This is a genomic window from Paenibacillus sp. ALE2, assembly GCF_054113385.1.
On the sequence record NZ_CM134213.1, the window covers coordinates 3,892,911 to 3,912,097 of the forward strand.

Annotated in this window: 14 protein-coding genes; 12 read left to right on the forward strand and 2 right to left on the reverse strand. The window is 43.3% G+C overall.

Features of this window, described 5'->3' with window-relative positions; genetic code table 11:
• Nucleotides 1-23 precede the first annotated feature (23 nt).
• From adhE to ACXHJ1_RS16950, 9 genes are all read left to right on the forward strand, one after another.
• Nucleotides 24-2,636: a bifunctional acetaldehyde-CoA/alcohol dehydrogenase gene (gene adhE / locus ACXHJ1_RS16910; RefSeq protein ID WP_017427486.1), complete on the forward strand. Its 2,613-nt coding sequence runs from the start codon at nucleotides 24-26 to the stop codon at nucleotides 2,634-2,636.
• Between the two features lie 327 nt (nucleotides 2,637-2,963).
• A complete protein-coding gene (gene pflB / locus ACXHJ1_RS16915; RefSeq protein ID WP_016822312.1) occupies nucleotides 2,964-5,225 on the forward strand; it encodes a formate C-acetyltransferase in 2,262 nt (753 codons plus the stop codon).
• Between the two features lie 65 nt (nucleotides 5,226-5,290).
• Nucleotides 5,291-6,049 carry a pyruvate formate-lyase-activating protein gene (gene pflA / locus ACXHJ1_RS16920; RefSeq protein ID WP_013371803.1) on the forward strand — a complete coding sequence of 253 codons (759 nt, stop codon included), beginning with the start codon at nucleotides 5,291-5,293 and terminating at the stop codon, nucleotides 6,047-6,049.
• 503 nt (nucleotides 6,050-6,552) lie between these two features.
• Nucleotides 6,553-6,981, forward strand: coding sequence for a hypothetical protein (locus ACXHJ1_RS16925; RefSeq protein WP_017427487.1), 429 nt, complete (start codon nucleotides 6,553-6,555; stop codon nucleotides 6,979-6,981).
• A gap of 487 nt (nucleotides 6,982-7,468) precedes the next feature.
• The gene (locus ACXHJ1_RS16930; RefSeq protein WP_457904944.1) at nucleotides 7,469-9,688 is read left to right on the forward strand and encodes a copper amine oxidase N-terminal domain-containing protein; all 2,220 of its coding nucleotides are present in this window, start codon (nucleotides 7,469-7,471) and stop codon (nucleotides 9,686-9,688) included.
• Nucleotides 9,689-9,943: 255 nt separating this feature from the next.
• Nucleotides 9,944-10,435: a Fur family transcriptional regulator gene (locus ACXHJ1_RS16935; RefSeq protein ID WP_107733380.1), complete on the forward strand. Its 492-nt coding sequence runs from the start codon at nucleotides 9,944-9,946 to the stop codon at nucleotides 10,433-10,435.
• A gap of 1 nt (nucleotide 10,436) precedes the next feature.
• The gene (gene yidD, locus ACXHJ1_RS16940) at nucleotides 10,437-10,727 is read left to right on the forward strand and encodes a membrane protein insertion efficiency factor YidD (protein WP_045244441.1); all 291 of its coding nucleotides are present in this window, start codon (nucleotides 10,437-10,439) and stop codon (nucleotides 10,725-10,727) included.
• A 412-nt stretch (nucleotides 10,728-11,139) separates the two neighbouring features.
• Nucleotides 11,140-13,158, forward strand: coding sequence for a methionine--tRNA ligase (gene metG, locus ACXHJ1_RS16945; protein ID WP_457904945.1), 2,019 nt, complete (start codon nucleotides 11,140-11,142; stop codon nucleotides 13,156-13,158).
• A gap of 168 nt (nucleotides 13,159-13,326) precedes the next feature.
• Nucleotides 13,327-14,043: a cytochrome c biogenesis CcdA family protein gene (locus tag ACXHJ1_RS16950; protein ID WP_025365168.1), complete on the forward strand. Its 717-nt coding sequence runs from the start codon at nucleotides 13,327-13,329 to the stop codon at nucleotides 14,041-14,043.
• Here the strand turns inward: ACXHJ1_RS16950 and splB are convergent.
• Nucleotides 14,036-15,100 (reverse strand): spore photoproduct lyase, encoded by a 1,065-nt coding sequence (splB, locus tag ACXHJ1_RS16955; RefSeq protein WP_457904946.1) that lies wholly within the window; start codon nucleotides 15,098-15,100, stop codon nucleotides 14,036-14,038. The genes ACXHJ1_RS16950 and splB overlap by 8 nt on opposite strands.
• A gap of 252 nt (nucleotides 15,101-15,352) precedes the next feature.
• Between splB and mntR the strand changes: the two genes are divergently transcribed.
• The 3 genes from mntR to ACXHJ1_RS16970 all read left to right on the forward strand — a co-directional run bounded on the left by mntR (nucleotide 15,353) and on the right by ACXHJ1_RS16970 (nucleotide 18,743).
• Nucleotides 15,353-15,778 carry a transcriptional regulator MntR gene (gene mntR, locus ACXHJ1_RS16960; RefSeq protein WP_007430946.1) on the forward strand — a complete coding sequence of 142 codons (426 nt, stop codon included), beginning with the start codon at nucleotides 15,353-15,355 and terminating at the stop codon, nucleotides 15,776-15,778.
• Nucleotides 15,779-15,915: 137 nt separating this feature from the next.
• A complete protein-coding gene (locus tag ACXHJ1_RS16965) occupies nucleotides 15,916-17,658 on the forward strand; it encodes a family 10 glycosylhydrolase (RefSeq protein ID WP_123797349.1) in 1,743 nt (580 codons plus the stop codon).
• A 95-nt stretch (nucleotides 17,659-17,753) separates the two neighbouring features.
• The gene (locus ACXHJ1_RS16970; RefSeq protein ID WP_016822303.1) at nucleotides 17,754-18,743 is read left to right on the forward strand and encodes a patatin-like phospholipase family protein; all 990 of its coding nucleotides are present in this window, start codon (nucleotides 17,754-17,756) and stop codon (nucleotides 18,741-18,743) included.
• Nucleotides 18,744-18,862: 119 nt separating this feature from the next.
• Here the strand turns inward: ACXHJ1_RS16970 and ACXHJ1_RS16975 are convergent, their stop codons facing one another.
• Nucleotides 18,863-19,183: a hypothetical protein gene (locus tag ACXHJ1_RS16975; protein WP_263560995.1), complete on the reverse strand. Its 321-nt coding sequence runs from the start codon at nucleotides 19,181-19,183 to the stop codon at nucleotides 18,863-18,865.
• Nucleotides 19,184-19,187 lie beyond the last annotated feature (4 nt).

The following is a 19,187-nucleotide window of genomic DNA, read 5'->3' on the forward strand; positions in this document are numbered from 1 at the left end:
GAGATAACAGGAGGATGAGGGAAATGGCTGTTAAAAACGAGGTTATCCAAAAAGAGCAAAGCGCAGAGCAGTATATTCAAACGCTGATTGACCGGGCGAACCGGGCACAGCAAGCTTTCATGAGTATGAATCAGGAGCAGATTGACGAAATCGTACAAGCTATGGCACTCGCAGGGATGGATAAGCACATGCACCTCGCGAAGTTGGCTGTTGAAGAAACAGGACGCGGTGTGTACGAGGACAAAATCACCAAAAACATGTTTGCAACAGAATATGTCTACCATAGCATCAAAAATGAGAAAACCGTCGGTGTCATTGAAGACAATGACTTTGATAGTTTTCAAAAGATAGCTGAACCAGTCGGTATTATCATGGGGATTACTCCAGTAACAAACCCAACTTCGACTACGATGTTCAAAGCGTTAATTGCCATTAAAACACGTAACCCAATCATTTTCGGCTTCCATCCATCTGCTCAATCGTGTAGTGCGGAAGCAGCCCGCGTCTTGCTTGAAGCAGCTGTTAAACATGGTGCTCCAGCGGATTGTATTCAATGGATTGAAGCACCTTCGATGGATAAAACAAATGTACTGATGAACCACTCTGATGTAGCGTTGATTTTGGCAACTGGTGGATCAGGCATGGTTAAGGCAGCTTATAGCTGTGGTAAACCTGCACTTGGCGTAGGTCCTGGTAACGTACCTTGCTTTATTGAGAAAACAGCCGATATCAAACAGGCCGTGAACGACCTTATCCTTTCTAAATCTTTTGATAACGGTATGATTTGTGCTTCGGAACAAGCTGTAATTATTGAAGAGCCTATCTTCGAGCAAGTGAAGAAATTGATGATTGCTAATGGTTGCTACTTTGTAAATAAAGAAGAGGCAGCTAAGCTCACTCAAGGAGCTATGAATGTAGAAAAATGTGCAGTGAACCCGGCCATTGTCGGCCAGTCTGCTGTAAAAATCGCTGAAATGAGCGGTATTACAGTACCGGCAGGAACCAAAATTTTGGTCGCTGAAATTGAAGGAGTAGGAACCAAATTCCCATTATCTGCGGAAAAATTGAGTCCGGTATTGGCTTGCTACAAAGTAAAAAATGCAGAGCAAGGTATCCAACGTGCTGCTGAAGTCGTAGAGTTCGGCGGTATGGGTCACTCGTCAGCTATCCATTCGCAAGATGAGGATGTTATTGCTCGCTTCGCAGACCGTTTGCAAACAGGACGTATCATTGTAAATGCACCTTCCACACATGGCGCAATCGGTGATATTTACAACACCAACCTTCCTTCGTTGACACTTGGTTGCGGTTCGTACGGTCGTAACTCGACTTCGTCGAACGTATCTGCAGTTAACTTGATTAATGTGAAAAGGGTGGCGAAACGGACGGTGAATATGCAATGGTTCAAAGTACCTTCCAAAATCTATTTTGAAAAAAATTCGACACAGTATCTTGCTAAAATGCCTGATATCACACGTGTAGCCATTATCACTGACCCTATGATGGTGAAACTCGGATATGTGGACCGTGTCATCCATTATTTGCACCAGCGTCAAACACCGGTTGCTATTGAAGTGTTCTCCGAAGTAGAGCCAGATCCATCGACAGTTACGGTAGAGCGCGGTACTGAAATGATGAGACGTTTCCAACCGGATTGCATCATCGCACTCGGCGGCGGTTCGCCAATGGATGCTGCTAAAGGCATGTGGATGTTCTATGAATATCCGGATACTGATTTCAATAACTTGAAACAAAAATTCATGGATATCCGTAAACGGATTTACAAGTACCCACGTCTGGGTCAAAAAGCACAATTTGTGGCTATCCCTACAACTTCGGGTACAGGTTCGGAAGTTACATCGTTTGCAGTTATTACGGACAAAAACCTGGGCAACACGAAGTACCCGCTGGCTGACTATGAGTTGACTCCTGATGTGGCAATTATTGACCCTGTGTTTGTATATTCGCTGCCTAAAACTGCTGTAGCCGATACAGGTATGGACGTTCTGACCCATGCTATCGAGGCTTATGTGTCTGTAATGGCCAATGATTATACAGATGGTCTGGCAATTAAAGCTATTCAACTGGTATTCCAATACCTGGAGCAATCGGCTCTGACTGCTGATAAGCTGGCTCGCGAAAAAATGCATAATGCTTCTACACTTGCAGGTATGGCGTTTGCTAATGCATTCTTGGGGATTAACCATAGTCTCGCACATAAATGGGGCGGACAATACCATACAGCGCATGGCCGCACGAATGCTATCTTGCTGCCGCACGTTATTCGCTACAATGCGAAAAAACCGACAAAATTTGCATCGTTCCCTAAATATTCGCACTTTGTTGCAGATGAGCGCTATGCAGAAATCGCACGCATACTGGGACTGCCTGCACGTACCACTGAAGAAGGGGTTAACAGCTTAATTGACGCGATCCGTAAGTTGAACAAAACACTCGGTATCGAGGAATCGTTCCAACAACTTGGTTTCGATCCAAAAGACTTTGAATCACGTGTAGATTATTTGGCTGACCGCGCTTTTGAGGATCAATGTACAACTGCAAATCCAAAGCTGCCGCTGGTTACTGAATTGGCTGATGTATACCGTAATGCCTTCTACGGACGCTTTGATCAATAATATAATAGTATGAAGAGGCTTGTAACTAAGCATTTTCCTATACAATACCAATGCAGGCTCTCTATATAGAGAGCCTCTTGGTTTGGGAAGGGAGGTGAACGGCAAGGCTAGAGGTATATGCGTGAAGCTAGGGAAAATAAAGTGACAAAAATCACTCATATTGTGATTTTTGTCACATACTACACTCTATCATTATTCTACAATAAGAGTGTAAGAAAGGTCCCGACACTGAGCGTAAGGCATCGGTGAAAAGGCCGGGCTCAAGAAATAGTTTAAACGTGAAAAAAATCACAAGTCCGGAAGACCAAACAATTTGGAGGGATTTACATGTCGGTGATTGAGAGAGAATTACAAGAGCAACAATCTGGCTGGAGAGGTTTTAAAAAAGGAAAATGGACTAAAGAAGTTAACGTCAACGATTTTATTGAAACAAATATCTCACCTTATGTGGGCAATGAAGAATTTTTGGTTGGTCCTACCGCCAATACAACTGCATTGTGGGAAATTGTATCTGATCTTACTAAAAAAGAGTTGGCAAACGGCGGCGTTCTTGATGTAGACGTAAATACGCCATCCACCATTATTTCACATAAACCAGGCTATTTGGACAAGGACAAAGAACAAGTTGTCGGCGTACAAACAGATGCTCCATTCAAACGTTCTTTGCAGCCGTTTGGTGGAATTCGGATGATGATCGATGCTTGTAAAGCCTATGGTTTTGAAGTGCCACAAAGCATTGTTGACATTTTCACTCATATTCGTAAAACACACAACCAAGGTGTATTTGACGCTTATACAGATGAAATGAGAGCAGCTCGTAAAGCTGGCATCATTACTGGTCTGCCAGATGCATACGGTCGTGGTCGTATAATCGGTGACTATCGTCGCGTAGCTCTGTATGGTGCAGACTTCTTGATCCAAGATAAAAAACTTCAATTGAAAAGCCTTGAAGTTGATTCCATGGAAGAAGACGTAATCCGTCTGCGTGAAGAAATTTCTGAACAAATTCGTGCTTTGAATGAATTGAAACAAATGGCTGCTGAGCACGGTTTTGATATTTCTAAACCAGCTAACAATGCAAAAGAAGCTTTCCAATGGGTATATTTTGGATATCTTGCAGCGATTAAAGAACAAAATGGTGCAGCAATGTCCTTGGGACGTGTATCTTCATTCCTTGATATTTATACTCAACGTGATCTTGAGGAAGGTGCGATGAACGAAGAACAAGCTCAGGAACTGGTCGATCATTTTGTTATGAAACTGCGTATTGTTAAGTTCCTGCGTACACCTGACTACAACGAACTGTTCAGTGGTGACCCAACTTGGGTAACAGAATCCATTGGTGGTATGTCTGTCACTGGAGAAACTCGTGTTACCAAAAACAGCTTCCGCTTCTTACACACACTGTACAACTTAGGACCTGCTCCAGAACCTAACTTGACTGTACTGTGGTCAGAAAAACTGCCTGAGGGCTTTAAAAAATATTGTGCAAAAGTTTCTATTGAAACTAGCTCCATTCAATATGAAAATGACGATTTGATGCGTCCAATCTACGGCGATGATTATGGTATTGCTTGTTGTGTATCCGCTATGAGAATCGGTAAACAAATGCAATTCTTTGGCGCTCGTGCCAACTTGGCAAAAGCTCTACTGTATGCCATTAACGGCGGTAAGGATGAAAAATCCGGCGTTCAAGTAGGACCTGAGTTCCCAGCCATTACAAGTGAAGTGCTGGATTACGAAGAAGTGTTGAGCCGTTTCAAACCTATGATGGAATGGCTGGCAAAACTGTACATGAACACTTTGAATGTTATTCACTATATGCATGATAAATATAGCTACGAACGCATTGAAATGGCGTTGCATGACCGTGATATTCTTCGTACCATGGCTTGTGGTATTGCGGGTCTGTCAGTTGCTACCGACTCCTTGAGCGCCATTAAATATGCAAAAGTTAAACCAATTCGCAACGAAAAAGGAATTGCTGTTGACTTTGAAATCGAAGGCGAATATCCTTGCTACGGTAACAATGATGACCGCGTAGATACTATCGCTGTAGAACTGGTAGAAAGCTTCATGAGCATGATCCGCAAACATAAAGCTTATCGTAATGCGGTTCCTACTCAATCTGTACTGACCATTACTTCCAACGTGGTATACGGTAAGAAAACAGGTACAACACCTGATGGACGTAAAGCAGGCGAACCGTTCGCACCAGGTGCGAACCCAATGCATGGTCGTGATAAAAAAGGTGCTCTGGCATCTCTGAGTTCCGTAGCCAAATTGCCTTATGAACACAGCTTAGATGGTATCTCGAATACCTTCTCCATCGTGCCTAAAGCACTGGGTAAAGAAGAAGAAACACGCAAAACAAACCTTGTTTCGATGATGGATGGCTACTTTGGAAGCCACGCACATCATCTGAATGTCAATGTGTTTGCTCGTGAACAACTGTTGGATGCAATGGAACACCCAGAAAACTATCCACAACTTACGATTCGTGTTTCCGGTTATGCCGTTAACTTTATCAAGCTGACTCGTGAGCAACAATTGGATGTTATTAACCGTACTTTCCACGGTACAATGTAAATAAGTTTTACGTATCAAATAATACACTGACGCACGCATAGCGGATGCGGGAAGGATGATGCAACATGTTGAAAGGTCACATACACTCATTGGAAACCTTCGGGACCGTAGATGGTCCCGGCATCCGCTTCGTGCTCTTTATGCAAGGATGCTTGTTGAAATGTCAATATTGCCATAATCCGGACACTTGGGCCTTAAATGAAGGTAATCCGATGACGTTAGAAGAAGTATTGGCTGAGATTGAACCATATTTAGCCTATTACCGTTCTTCGGGAGGCGGATTAACAGTTTCCGGTGGAGAACCGACATTACAAGCTCATTTTGTAGCAGAGCTGTTTAAAGAAGTGAAACGTCGCTGGAATTTGCACACGACATTGGACAGTAACGGCTTTAATGATGCAGGTCGTATCCATGATCTACTGGACGTAACGGATTTGGTACTACTAGATATTAAGCACATTGATAACGACAAGCATATTAAGCTTACAGGCAAATCCAACGATCGTATGCTAAGTACGGCCCGCTGGTTGTCTGAGCAAGGGCGCAAAATGTGGATTAGACACGTATTTGTACCGGGTATCCATGACGACGAGCAAGATCTACTCAATTTGGGACGGTTCATTGGAACGTTGAACGGAGTCGAGAAATTCGAAATTTTACCTTACCATCAAATGGGTGTTTACAAATGGGAAATGCTCGGCAAGGCGTATCCGCTGGAGGGAGTTCCATCTCCTACAGATGAAGAAGTTCAACGTGCTTACCGGCTCATTGAAGAGGGTCGTCTGGAGACTGCAGGAACGAATACTGCTTGCCGTCCATCATAATGTTGTAGTAAGTTTTGCAAAGCAAAAAATGAGTATACAGCGTGCACCAGTATTAAACGGTGCACGCTGTTTTAATTTGTCTTGAAATATTTAAGATAAAAAAACTTTTTTAGGCTGCGACTTGAATCGGCTTGTTCTTGCTCTGCTCACTTCTTAGTTTTCAGAAAAACGTTTCATTGTTATCTAAGTTCTTGTATTTAAAGGTAATTTTCAGTACCTGATTAACATTGATAGATACAATGAAAATTTACTAAAATATGTACTTAGATTTCACAGCACGAACTTTCGGTCGAAGTATATACAGTAAATAAATATAAAATTTATGCTACTGAAACTGAAGAGAATCATAATAGTCTTGTTTTATTGAAATTTTCAATATTTTATGAATTTTTTATTATAAAACAACAATATATATAATAATAAGGAAAAAAATGTTTACTTTTTCACCTAATTATTGTACTATGAATTTGTAAATTATAATAAAAGAAAAGGAGACAAGAAACATGGTAAAATCTAAGCTGCTAGGTTTAACTGCTCTCTCAGCTCTCACTTTATCTTTAAGTTTTGTACCTACTCAACTAACCTATGCTAAAGAAAATATGAACTCAAACACGAGTTCACAATCGGTTATTGAACAAACATTAACAAATGAAAGTGTAGTTACACCTCAAGGATCAAGGTCATATCAACTGGGTCAAACTTCTGCATCTATTTATTTAAATGGGTCTTTGGATGTACAGATTTATACGGCCTCAAGTAGTTCAGATTTGTATAGTATTGATATTTATGATAGTAACGGTAGACATGTCTACCAGCGTGATAGAAATCCTAGTGAAGGATCTAGTTTTCATGTAAGTGGTTTATATGGTTATCATACAGTTCGTGTTCAAACTTATAATAATAACGGAACTTATTCTCTAACTTGGCCTTGATTAATGACCATTTTTATTGGGTGCCCAAAGTCGATTTGATGACTTGGGGCACCTTTTCTTTTCACAAAGAGAGGACTACTACCTAACGATAAAGTAATTGTTTCACTTTGTTTATGGTTAATTTTCATATTCCAGTCATTCATAAATGCCATACTCTATAGTTACAAGTTGATAAGATGAGAGTTTTAAATAAAGCACCTATGAACAAAAATTAGCTTAATAAAAAGAGATTATTCCAATAGAGGACTTTTTATGACGAAATAAATTAGCAAGATCGGAAGCCAAATCTTTAAATCTAATAGCCTATTTATTTAGTAGATTTTTAATGTATTAAGGGATAATTCTTTTCGTTTATTGCAGTCACAGGAGAAAGTTACCTTTTTTTCATGATCGTCAAAATTTCCAGAAACTTTTTGACAACTGTCGCGTCTAATAGTATGACTTTTCACGGGAATGATAATAATTTGGGGATAGAAGGAGACAGACAATGAATTTCAAGAAATGGACCATGCTCACCGCCTTGGCGGTAGCTCAGGTGGCTGTAGTAGCCCCTGTAGGAGCAGAAGCAGCATCAACAAGCGTTCAATCCACCGATTCGGTTAGCGCCCAGCAGACGACCAATGTTGCTGATTCCGGCGTTCAGAATAGTATCGGAGATCAAAATGGAACAAGCACACCAGCTAATACGGTAACACCTGATAACACGGGTGTATCCAATGATCCATTGACTGGGCTGCCTACAGATACCACTAACGGATCGAACGTAACCAATGATGTATACGGTGGAGACGGAACGATCACCAATCCTGGTGGAGCTCCAACATCCATGAATGCGAATCAACTGATTTTGTATTTGAACAGTGCTAAAATGGAACAAAACGGACAGGTATATACGGCAACTCAGCCGATGACAGTCAAAGACGGAGTTTCCTATGTAGCTATCCGTTCTCTTGTCAGCCGTGTCGGATTGCAGTTTAGTTATGACACTGCCACCAAAGAAACCGTAATCACCCAAGGAACAAATGTCCTACGCTTCAAAACAGACAGCAAAGTTTATACGGTTAACGGTGAAGCTAGACAAATGAAGGGACCGGCTTTCCAACAAAAGAACGTATTTATGGTACCGTTGACCTCGATTACGCAGGCCTTAAATATTCCTTATACTGTGAATAATACAACTAAACAAGTTATCATGGATTTGAATCAGAAGCCAAAAGCTTCTTTCACGGTTCAACAAAAAGATATCTATGCGGGTGAAACTCAAGTTACGTATTTGACCAAGGAATCTTCTCCTACAGGTCTTCCGATTGTGAACCAACGTTGGGAAGGTAAGCAGGACGTATTTCAGGAGCCGGGTACATATGTAGTTACCTATTCCGTTCTTGACTCTGCTGGGAACTGGAGTGATCCTTACTCAGTAACAATTACAGTAAGACCGCCAAACCAGCCGCCGGTAGCTCTGTTTACAACGGATAAAAAAGAGTACAAGATGGGTGAAAAAATTACCATTACCGACCTGAGTACTGACGATGAGAATGCGATCACTAAGCGTGATTGGGAGAACAAGAAACTTGCCTTCTTCCAGCCAGGTGATGTAACCATTACACTGACCGTGACTGATAAGCATGGCGCAACAGGTACCAAAAGTGAAACAATTAAAATTACGAATGAACTGCTGTACAACGAAGATGATTTCAATAAAATTTTCACGCCATATGGCGATAAATACAGTGTAGATGGCAGTCAGGTGCCTACAATGCCTACCATTCCTTTGACTAGTACATCTTCGCCACGTCTTCTGATTCGTGCCAACAGCCCGGAACGTGTGTTCCAGGATGGTATCGTATATCAGGAAACCGGATCAGGCAGTACCCGTATTCTTGTCCATCATGTGAATGAAACGGGTAGAGATGTAAAGATGTATGTGATTGCGACCAACAACAATATCACGCCTACCAATATTAATGTCGAAAATTCAGGTTTTGCTGGACCATCTGAATTTGCTACAGCTGCGGGAAAAGTTTCAATTCAAAAATATTTTCAGTCTATGATAGATGGAAGCAAACGTTCTAGTACGGTTCTGAATCCAGGCGAAAGCCGTATTATTTTGCAGGATTTGAATGAGAAAAAAATGAAACAAAAACAAGTCATTTCTCTCTTGTCCGATCTATACACGGATCAGCCAATCCAATATACGGTCATTATGGTGGATGCAAATGCAGATCCAATGACTGTACTGCCTACACTGGCAAAACTGCCTAAGGACGGTATTCATAACCGTGGAACATACGCGAATTCGGATATCTCGCTCAATTTTACCGAAGAAGTTGGTAAAACAGCTCAACGTATCGTTCTTGGTGATAATAAGGTAGACCCGAACCTGATTGGTACCGACGGTCTGGACGGCTCCTCTGCTTCCAATGCTGGTAACTTTGGTGTTGTATATAAGGTTAAGTTGGACCATGTAGCGCCGTATTCACTGATTGCGTTCAACCCGCGTGGAGGCGAATATTCCGGCTATGCGATGGTGAACAATCAGGTTGTGGGCATACCGACAAATGGTGCTGTATGGGCTCCGAATGAAATGAGTGTACTGTATCGTACAGGTCATATTGAGGAAAGTGTAGAGATGTATTTCACTGCAGCTGCTGGTAGTAATCTGCCGGTTTCCGTAGTAGTTATGCCTTTACCAGCTATTAAAAACTAATTTTAAATAATCGGTGCTGTTTACCGGTATAGACCACTTGAGTCTCATCATTCACCGTTTTAAAAGTCGATGTCACTTGCAGGATATAGGCGTTCTCCCGTTGCGAACTTGGTTGCAGCACTGGAGAACGTCTTTTTCTTATGAGTAGCGTGAATATCTCTTATAATATTGACTTTAATCGTGGTATAATGAATAGATGCAAGCCTAAGCCTGCATCAGAAAACCTGAAACTATAGACAGGGGAGGGTGAAACGCATGCTGACAAAGGATGAGATTATCGCAACGATGTCCGCTCAGGGGCTGCGTATTACAGATCAACGCAAGACGTTGGCCACGTTATTTTCCGAGAATGAAGGGTATCTGTCCCCTAAAGACGTTTATGAATATATGGGTAAGAAGTACAGCGGACTTAGCTTTGATACAGTATATCGCAATCTGCGTGTAATGCAGGAATTGGGTGTACTGGAGCAGGTATCTTTTGAGGATGGGATGAAGTTCAAGGTGAGCTGTAATGAACATCATCACCACCACCATATGATTTGCTTGAGCTGTCAGAAAACATTGCCGATTTCTTTTTGTCCAATGCAAATGACAGATACAACAGATCAATTCCAAATCGTCGAGCATAAGTTTGAAATTTTTGGTTATTGCAAAGACTGTCAGCAGAAGAATGGGCATACTGAGAGTAATTCGGATGGGGGTTTCAAACAGACGAGCAGTCACATTCACAGCCACGGGGGCTACTGAAATGAAAATCACCACACGCAGAGTGGTACAGGCTCCGATTCAGTTTTATCGTGCTTACATTTCACCATTAAAGCCGGCTACCTGCAGGTTCTATCCGACGTGTTCGGCGTATGCGCTGGAAGCGGTAGAAGTGCATGGTGCGCTCAGAGGCTCATGGCTAGCTGCAAAGCGTATAGCTAAATGCCATCCATTTCATCCCGGCGGTGTAGATTTGGTCCCTCCTGCAAAAAAGGGGTTAGATCAGTCTGACAAAGATCGTTTGGCTACCCATACTGAGAAGGGTCTGACTTGACAGCGCCATGCCGATTTGGTTATATTTTGGTTAATATTGTTTTCCTGTGAAGGGATGAGTAAGGTAAGTCGTCCAGTACAGAGAGCCGGAGTTAGCTGAAAACCGGTCTGGAGTGAAGCCTGAATATGGTCCTGGAGGAACCTTTTTCGAGCGTATTTGCCACAGTGAAGCTATGTTCAGGAGGCAATCGTAAGGAGGAGGCGTGATCCAGCGTTAATGGGCGGTCAGATGTGACCGGTGAAGCCTGTATTCTGCGAGGGTACAGGGAATTTGGGTGGTAACGCGTGAGGTGACTCTCGTCCCATAGGGACGAGGGTCTTTTTTGTGCCCAATTTGTGTCGAATTCATGAATTGGAGTACCTATCATGATAGCAAATCTTTTGCTGTCGTGAACAAAACAGGAGGAATATACATGTCTAGTGAGAACACATTTTACATTACAACACCGATCTATTATCCCAGTGACAAGCTCCATATAGGCCATGCCTACACGACGGTAGCGGGTGATGCGATGGCTCGCTACAAGAGGCTACGGGGCTATGAGGTTCGTTATTTGACAGGAACGGATGAGCATGGCCAGAAGATTGAGCAAAAGGCAAGTGCAGCTGGCAAAACGCCGCAACGTTTCGTAGATGACATTGTGGCAGGTATTCAAGACCTGTGGCGGAAGCTCGACATTTCCAATGACGATTTTATCCGTACTACGGAGGAACGTCATAAGACTGTCGTACAGGAAATCTTTGATCGTTTATTAAAACAAGGCGATATTTATAAGGGAGAATACGAAGGTTGGTACAGCATTCCTGACGAGACTTACTACACAGAAACTCAGCTCGTTGATGTTGTGAAGGACGCTGAAGGTAATGTAACTGGAGGTAAGAGCCCGGATAGTGGACACCCTGTAGAACTGGTCAAGGAAGAGAGTTACTTTTTCCGCATGAGCAAGTATGCTGATCGGTTGCTGCAATTTTATGAAGAGAACCCGCAGTTTATCCAACCGGAATCCCGGAAAAAAGAAATGATTAACAACTTCATCAAGCCGGGGTTAGAGGATCTGGCTGTTTCCCGTACAACTTTTGACTGGGGTGTTAAGGTCAAGGGGGACCCGAAGCATGTCGTATACGTGTGGATTGACGCACTTTCCAACTACATCACTGCCTTGGGGTATGGCTCTTCTAATACTGAGCTGTACGATAAGTTTTGGCCAGCAAATGTGCATATCGTAGGTAAAGAGATTGTACGATTCCACACGATATATTGGCCAATCATGCTGATGGCACTGGACCTTCCGTTGCCTAAAAAAGTATTTGCACATGGTTGGTTACTCATGAAAGATGGCAAAATGTCGAAATCTAAAGGCAATGTGGTAGACCCGGTAACGTTGATTGACCGTTATGGTCTGGATCAACTTCGGTACTACTTGCTGCGCGAGGTGCCATTTGGAGCGGATGGAACATTCACACCTGAAAGTTTTGTAGATCGTGTAAATTCGGATTTAGCCAATGATCTGGGCAACTTGTTGAATCGTACGGTAGCAATGGTAGACAAATATTTTGACGGCAAAGTTCCCGCTTATGAAGCCAATGTAACCTCATTCGACGCAGCTTTGGTAGATATGGCAACATCGACTTATAGTAAAGTTGAAGAAGCTATGGAAAACATGGAATTTTCCGTGGCTTTAACGGCAATTAGCCAATTTATTAGCCGTAGCAACAAGTATATTGACGAGACGCAACCTTGGAATCTGGCTAAGGATGAGGCAAAACGTCGCGAATTGGCATCTGTTATGGTGCATTTGGTAGAAAGCTTGCGTATTGCTTCCATTTTACTTCAGCCTTTCTTGACGCGTGCACCTCATCAAATTTGGGAACAACTCGGTATTCGTCAAGGGGAGCTGACTACATGGGATAGCGGCAAGCAATTTGGACGTATTCCAGAAGGAACGCAGTTGGTCAAAGGTAATCCGATCTTCCCTCGTCTGGACTCTGAGCAAGAGGTTGCTTTTATCGTAGAAGCAATGACTGGGGGTAAGAAACCGGAGAAAGCTGCGACACAAGCTCAACCGCAGAATGCATCTGAGGCGAGCCAGGAAGCACCAGAGTCGAAAGAAGAGATTGGCATTGAGGATTTTGCCAAGGTAGAACTGCGCGTTGCTCAGGTTGTCGCCTGTGAGCCTGTGAAGAAGGCCGATAAACTGTTAAAGCTCCAGCTCGATCTCGGTTATGAGCAGCGGCAGGTGGTATCAGGAATTGCGAAGTTTTATACACCTGAGGATATTATTGGGCGTAAGGTGATCTGTGTGACCAATCTTAAGCCAGTAAAACTTCGGGGTGAGCTGTCGCAGGGTATGATTTTGGCAGCATCACATGGGGATCAGCTTACATTGGCCACTGTACCGGATGGTATGCCAAATGGTGCGATTGTAAAATAAGAGGCTATATAAAATAAAAGAACGTAAAAAGCGTATGCTTGGATATTATTCTCCCAGGCATACGCTTTTTGGCTTGCATCATATTTTTCTCTGTCTATACGTATGTTTTAGTAGGTAGGGCTTGTATTTGCTCTGCGTGTTCACTAAGACAGGTGGGAGGAAATGATGATGTCAGATGTCAACGCCGGGTTGGCCATCGTTGCTGGACTGGTTTCTTTTTTTTCACCGTGCTGCTTGCCACTATATCCATCCTATTTATCGTATATAACAGGAATGTCGGCACGTGAACTGGCTGAAGGACGGCACAGGGCAGAGGTTCGCTATCGTACGATGGGACACACGCTTGCTTTTGTATTAGGCTTTTCGGTTGTTTTTTATTCACTGGGGGCAAGTGTCGGGTTGCTTGGAGAATGGTTTGCCAATTATGGGGATACGCTAAGAGTCGTAGCGGGACTACTTATTATACTCATGGGCCTGGTATCTCTTGGTTTCGTGCGTCCATTATTTCTAATGAGAGAGCATAAGCTGCGCTGGACATGGAAGCCTGCCGGTTACGCCGGTTCCTTTGTAATCGGAATTGGGTTTGCGGCAGGCTGGTCACCCTGTATCGGTCCTATGCTAACAGCTATTATCGCTTTGGCGGCAGTAGAGCATCACATTTGGTTCAAGCTGATTACTGGCTACGCACTTGGTTTTGCGATTCCGTTTTTTGTATTGGCTTTGCTGGCAGGCTCTGTTAAGTTATCGTCCCGTTATACTTCCATCCTTATCCAAATAGGTGGCATGCTGCTTGTGATCACTGGCGGTCTGCTGGTAACGGATCATATGACAGATGTTACGCTTTTTTTACAACGGATTACCCCGGATTGGATGCTGGTTATGTGAAATATTCGATACGACTTAAAGGAAAATGTTCAAAAATGCGTTCTGTGATAAACTCCCGTAGTGCATTTTGTTGTTCATCGGGATAAACATATTTATTCTGGCCCCAGCGGCCCCATTTTTTCTTACGTTTTTCTATGTCCATTTCCAGTTTGGTTTTCGGGTAACGCTTCTCGATAACAGCTTTGGATGTTTTGGTAAAGCGATGCTGAATTAATTCGAATGTCAGATCCTTCGTAGCATGCTGGGGTAAGGTTTCTCCCAATCTACGCAGCAGCTCTCCGTATCCTTCTTCCCAGCCGTCATACCAAATGATGGGTGCGATGATGAACCCCAGCGGATAACCGGCCCGTGCGATTTTGCTTGCTGCTTCAATACGTTCCTCAAAGCGCGAAGTTGCAGGTTCAAACTGTTTAATAACATAATCGGAATTAATGCTAAAGCGGATGCGAGTATGGCCATTATGTTTAATATCCAGCAATGGATCAACATGATGATATTTTGTAACAAAACGAAGTCGGCCAAATTCCTCATCTGCCATGAAACGAATCAAGTCTCCAAGTGATCCAGTAATATGCTCCAAACCAACCGGATCAGAGGTACAAGCTGCTTCAAAACGAGTAATTTCAGGCGCCCGCTCCTCGATATAGGCTTTAGCTGCTGATATGATATCGTCAGTGTTGACATAGATGCGAATATACGGCTTTGCTCCCAAGGTTGTTTGTAAATAACAGTAGTGACAGTGCCCCATGCAACCGGTCGAAATAGGGATGGCATATTCGGCAGAGGGCTTGGATTGGTCAAAAGTTAATGTTTTACGGATGCCGACAACCAGTGTCTTTTTTGCCATTCGGTATTTTTCAACTTCAGTTTCACCTGGTAAATTGGTAATTCGGTTGTGAGAGGTCGTCATACGATACGGAATATCCTTGGCTTTGACCCAATCCATAATACGCTGGCCTTTGGGATAATTTAGTGCGTCTGGTTCAAAAAACACCAGATCAGGCATGAATGGCTTGGTTCCTCTGATTTGGACAGGAGTACGCTCAAGCGTAGACATGGCTAACGCTCCTTTCGAAATAAATCCTCTGTGCTCTGGTGTCCAACTCTAAAGCATCTCCGCAGAAAGTAACGATACAGGGGCGACAACATTAGTGTACCCTGCTTAAATTGAACAAATCGTGGCAATAGATGTGAGTGGAGGGACGAGACTTGCCAATGAGCGATGATAACATGTATCATTACATAGTAGGTTTAATGCAGGAAATGAAGGCGGTAAGCGCCCGTTCAATAACAGAAAAGAGGGAAACAAGTGCCAACGCCAAGCATGGAAGATTATTTGGAGCGCATTTACCAACTGATCGATGAGAAGGGATATGCTCGTGTCTCGGATATCGCAGAGGGTTTGGAGGTGCATCCTTCGTCCGTCACCAAGATGATTCAGAAGTTGGATAAGGACGATTATCTTGTATATGAGAAGTATCGGGGACTGATTTTGACACCGAAAGGGAAAAAGGTCGGCAAACGGTTGGTTGACCGCCACCAGTTACTAGAGCAATTTCTGGATATGATTGGGGTTGACAAGGACCTAATATATAAAGATGTGGAAGGTATTGAACACCATTTGAGCTGGGATTCCATCACACGTATCGAGACATTGGTTGAATATTTCCGCCGAGATGAAGATCGCTTGCGCCAGCTTCATGACATACACAAGGAATTGAGTGGGGATTCCTAAAAGCATCTGTCCTTACGGACAATGCTTTTTTTTATTTTCCTGACCGCAACAAATATCTGGTTATTAGCGTCTATCCATTATATAGCAGGACAAGATAGGGGTTAAAATTAACAGGGGTAGCGGAGGATTATAAAGATATGAATCGGAAGAAAATAGGGCTCATGGCTGCGGGTCTACTCTTAGCAGTACAGACTGCCATTGTGCCTGGAGTTCAAGCGGCATCAACTGGTGAGATTGAGATTATATTGGACGGACAGTCCCTGCAAAGTGATGCGTCACCGTACATTGTACAGGGCGCGAATGTCACGATGGTTCCTTTGCGAGTGATTAGTGAGGGATTAGGCGCACAGGTCAACTGGTCGGCATCGTCTGGTACGGTAACGATTACAGCACAGAACAAAAATATATCTATGGATAATGGTGCACAAAGCGCTACTGTGAATGGCAAGTCGGTTCGATTGGACGCATCTGCGCGTATGTCAAGTGGGAGAGTCATGGTACCACTGCGTTTTGTTGGGGAAGAGTTGGGGTTAAAAGTAGACTGGCAAGCCTCAGAGCGGGTCATTACGTTAAGCAGTGGTAAAGAAGGTACCTCTACTGCTGGGAGTACTTCTGTGGGAGACAGCAGCTCAACATCAAATAACTCAGCATCTGGCAATCAGGAGAGTGTTAGTACCGATCAGGGAGCCAAGGAGGATGGACAGGACGCTGTTACCTCACCGTCAACCTCTACTAATGAGGAAGGTTCAGGTTCCTCACAGGGAAATGTGGCTCAGGTGAAGGCTACAACCTCTATGCGTGGAGCATGGATTTCCACCATTAATGGAGACTGGCCTTCTTCATCTGCACGAAGCAGTTCCGAGAAGCAAAAGCAGGAGTTTACAAAAATGCTCGATGATTTGCAGGGTATGGGCATTAACGCGGTATTTGTTCAGGTTCGTGCCAGCGGGGATGCGCTTTATCCGTCTGATCTTGTGCCATGGAGCAAGTATTTAACGAATACCCAGGGTAAAAATCCAGGCTATGATCCGTTGAAATTTATGATTAGTGAATCACATAAGCGGGGGATGGAATTCCATGCCTGGTTTAATCCGTTCCGTGCTAATTCTACAGGAACAACTAGCGGTTTGGCAGCAAACCATGTGGCTAATCAACATCCGGATTGGATTGTTAAGAATGGTAGCCAGTTGTACATCAATCCAGGAATTCCAGCTGCACGTCAGCATGTCATTGCTGCGATTATGGAGGTCGTAAACGGATACGATATTGACGGTGTCCATTTGGATGATTATTTTTATCCTTACAGCGGGACTTTTGATGATGACGCGACATTCAAAGCATATAACGCCAACAAAATCTCTAACAAAGGTGACTGGCGGAGAGATAATGTAAATAGTTTTGTTCGCGATTTGGGCAAAAGCATTCATGCCAGCAAGTCGAAAGTTCAATTCGGGATTAGTCCTTTTGGCGTGTGGCGCAACAAGTCTCAGGACTTAACGGGTTCAGACACCAAGGCAGGCGTTACTGCGTATGACACGACATTTGCAGATGTAAGAACCTGGATTAACAAAGAATGGATTGATTATGTAGCTCCACAAATTTACTGGAGTATCGGTTTCCCAGCGGCTGGATATGACAAGCTTGTCGCATGGTGGTCCAATGAGGTCAAAAATTCAGATGTTAAGCTGTATATTGGCCATTCACCTTATAAAATCGGCACCCCTGAAAAAGGATGGCAATCCGCTCAAGAGTTAATTAAGCAGCTTGAACTGAACGAGAATTATAAGCAGGTCAAAGGGGATATTTATTTTAGTGCACAGCATTTGCGGAAAAATCCATACGGACTCATTCAACTTCTTCAAAATTATTATCAATTATGATATAAATTGGATCATTTAGGTTCTATATGAACCTCCGTTCTCATACATAAGCAGTAGAACTGCTTACTCCCAAGAGAACGGAGGTTTTTTGATCTATGCTGATCAATGCTGTGTTCCAGGGTGGAGGGGTTAAGGGAATATCGCTGGCGGGTGCAGTTAAGGCTGCGGAGGAGCATGATATTGTATTCAATCGTTTGGCTGGTACATCATCAGGTGCTATTGTAGCTGCTTTATTGGCTGCGGGATATACGGCGGATGAAATGAAAGCCGTAATTGAGAAAACTCCCTTGGTCAAGTTGTTAAGACGTTCTCCAGTGTTCAATATTAAGTGGGTTGGGCCAGCAGCACGTATCTTTCTTAAAAAAGGGCTCTACTCAGGGGAGGCACTGGAGCATTGGGTACGCGAGCTGTTACTAGCTAAAGGAGTGCGTACATTCGCGGATCTACCTCCTGGCAAGCTGCGCATTATTGCATCAGATATTACGAATGGACGCATTTTGGTGCTTCCTGAGGATATCAAACGTTTTGGTATAAACCCCTCTTCACTAGAGGTAGCCAAGGCCATTCGGATGAGCACGAGTATCCCTTATTTTTTTGATCCTGTTATGTTAAGACTTGATTCTGCACTTGCCAAGGGAAAAACCTTTTCCCAGCAATTTGTATTTGTTGTTGATGGGGCCTTACTCAGCAATCTGCCTCTATGGCTTTTCGACGAGCCTGTCAATGAACGTGAGGCCAAAACGATTCCAACGGTAGGATTTCAAATGGTGGGCAAAACTGGGACGGAGACCAAGGTTTCTTATATACGAGGCCCATTGACCATGCTGCAGGCTATTTTTGATACCATGCTATCGGCACATGATGAACGGTACATTGAGCAGGAGAATCGGTATCGGACCATTAAAATTCCAACATTGGGTATCCGCACTGCCCAATTCAGCATTTCACCAGAGCAAAGTGATTTGTTGTATGCTTCCGGTGTGCAGGCAGGAGAAGCTTTTTTCCACAAATGGAGCATCACTTCTTACCAGCAGCAGTATAGTAAGTATCAATTGATGAAAGATACCATGTACGCCATGAAATAAGCACCACTTACTGGCAGCTGAAGTAATTTTAAATAAAGTAAAAAAGGAGCCTCTTCCCGGTCATATTGCAAAACACGGGTGATGGCTCCTTTGTGTTACATTTTAAAGGTTGATAATGATTAATGATATTTAGGTTGTTCCTCTTCATTTTTGCCCTTGGAACCCTCAATGACATGAAAAGGATACGCTTTGCGTTTGCTTGTAGTCTGCTGTTTACGTGCACTGGCTGTTTTGGCCATGGTGCGCACAGAGGGCTTAACTTTGGGAGTTCGCTTGCGTTGTCCTGGCTGGTATTTGTACAGCAGAAATATAACTGCAAAAATAAAGACGGGGATTAGTAAACTAATGAGAAAGCCCCAGCTACCTTTCCATAGCATATCTACAATTCCATATGCGCCCAAAGCAAGGGTAAGCCAGAAAATAACGGCATGTCTGTACATCATT

Bases quoted from the DNA above. Each gene is read 5' to 3' on its own strand.
- adhE (WP_017427486.1), top strand. From the start codon at position 24: ATGGCTGTTAAAAACGAGGTTATCCAAAAAGAGCAAAGCGCAGAGCAG.
- pflB (WP_016822312.1), top strand. From the start codon at position 2,964: ATGTCGGTGATTGAGAGAGAATTACAAGAGCAACAATCTGGCTGGAGA.
- pflA (WP_013371803.1), top strand. From the start codon at position 5,291: ATGTTGAAAGGTCACATACACTCATTGGAAACCTTCGGGACCGTAGAT.
- ACXHJ1_RS16925 (WP_017427487.1), top strand. From the start codon at position 6,553: ATGGTAAAATCTAAGCTGCTAGGTTTAACTGCTCTCTCAGCTCTCACT.
- ACXHJ1_RS16930 (WP_457904944.1), top strand. From the start codon at position 7,469: ATGAATTTCAAGAAATGGACCATGCTCACCGCCTTGGCGGTAGCTCAG.
- ACXHJ1_RS16935 (WP_107733380.1), top strand. From the start codon at position 9,944: ATGCTGACAAAGGATGAGATTATCGCAACGATGTCCGCTCAGGGGCTG.
- yidD (WP_045244441.1), top strand. From the start codon at position 10,437: ATGAAAATCACCACACGCAGAGTGGTACAGGCTCCGATTCAGTTTTAT.
- metG (WP_457904945.1), top strand. From the start codon at position 11,140: ATGTCTAGTGAGAACACATTTTACATTACAACACCGATCTATTATCCC.
- ACXHJ1_RS16950 (WP_025365168.1), top strand. From the start codon at position 13,327: ATGTCAGATGTCAACGCCGGGTTGGCCATCGTTGCTGGACTGGTTTCT.
- splB (WP_457904946.1), bottom strand. From the start codon at position 15,100: ATGTCTACGCTTGAGCGTACTCCTGTCCAAATCAGAGGAACCAAGCCA.
- ACXHJ1_RS16965 (WP_123797349.1), top strand. From the start codon at position 15,916: ATGAATCGGAAGAAAATAGGGCTCATGGCTGCGGGTCTACTCTTAGCA.
- ACXHJ1_RS16970 (WP_016822303.1), top strand. From the start codon at position 17,754: ATGCTGATCAATGCTGTGTTCCAGGGTGGAGGGGTTAAGGGAATATCG.
- ACXHJ1_RS16975 (WP_263560995.1), bottom strand. From the start codon at position 19,183: ATGTACAGACATGCCGTTATTTTCTGGCTTACCCTTGCTTTGGGCGCA.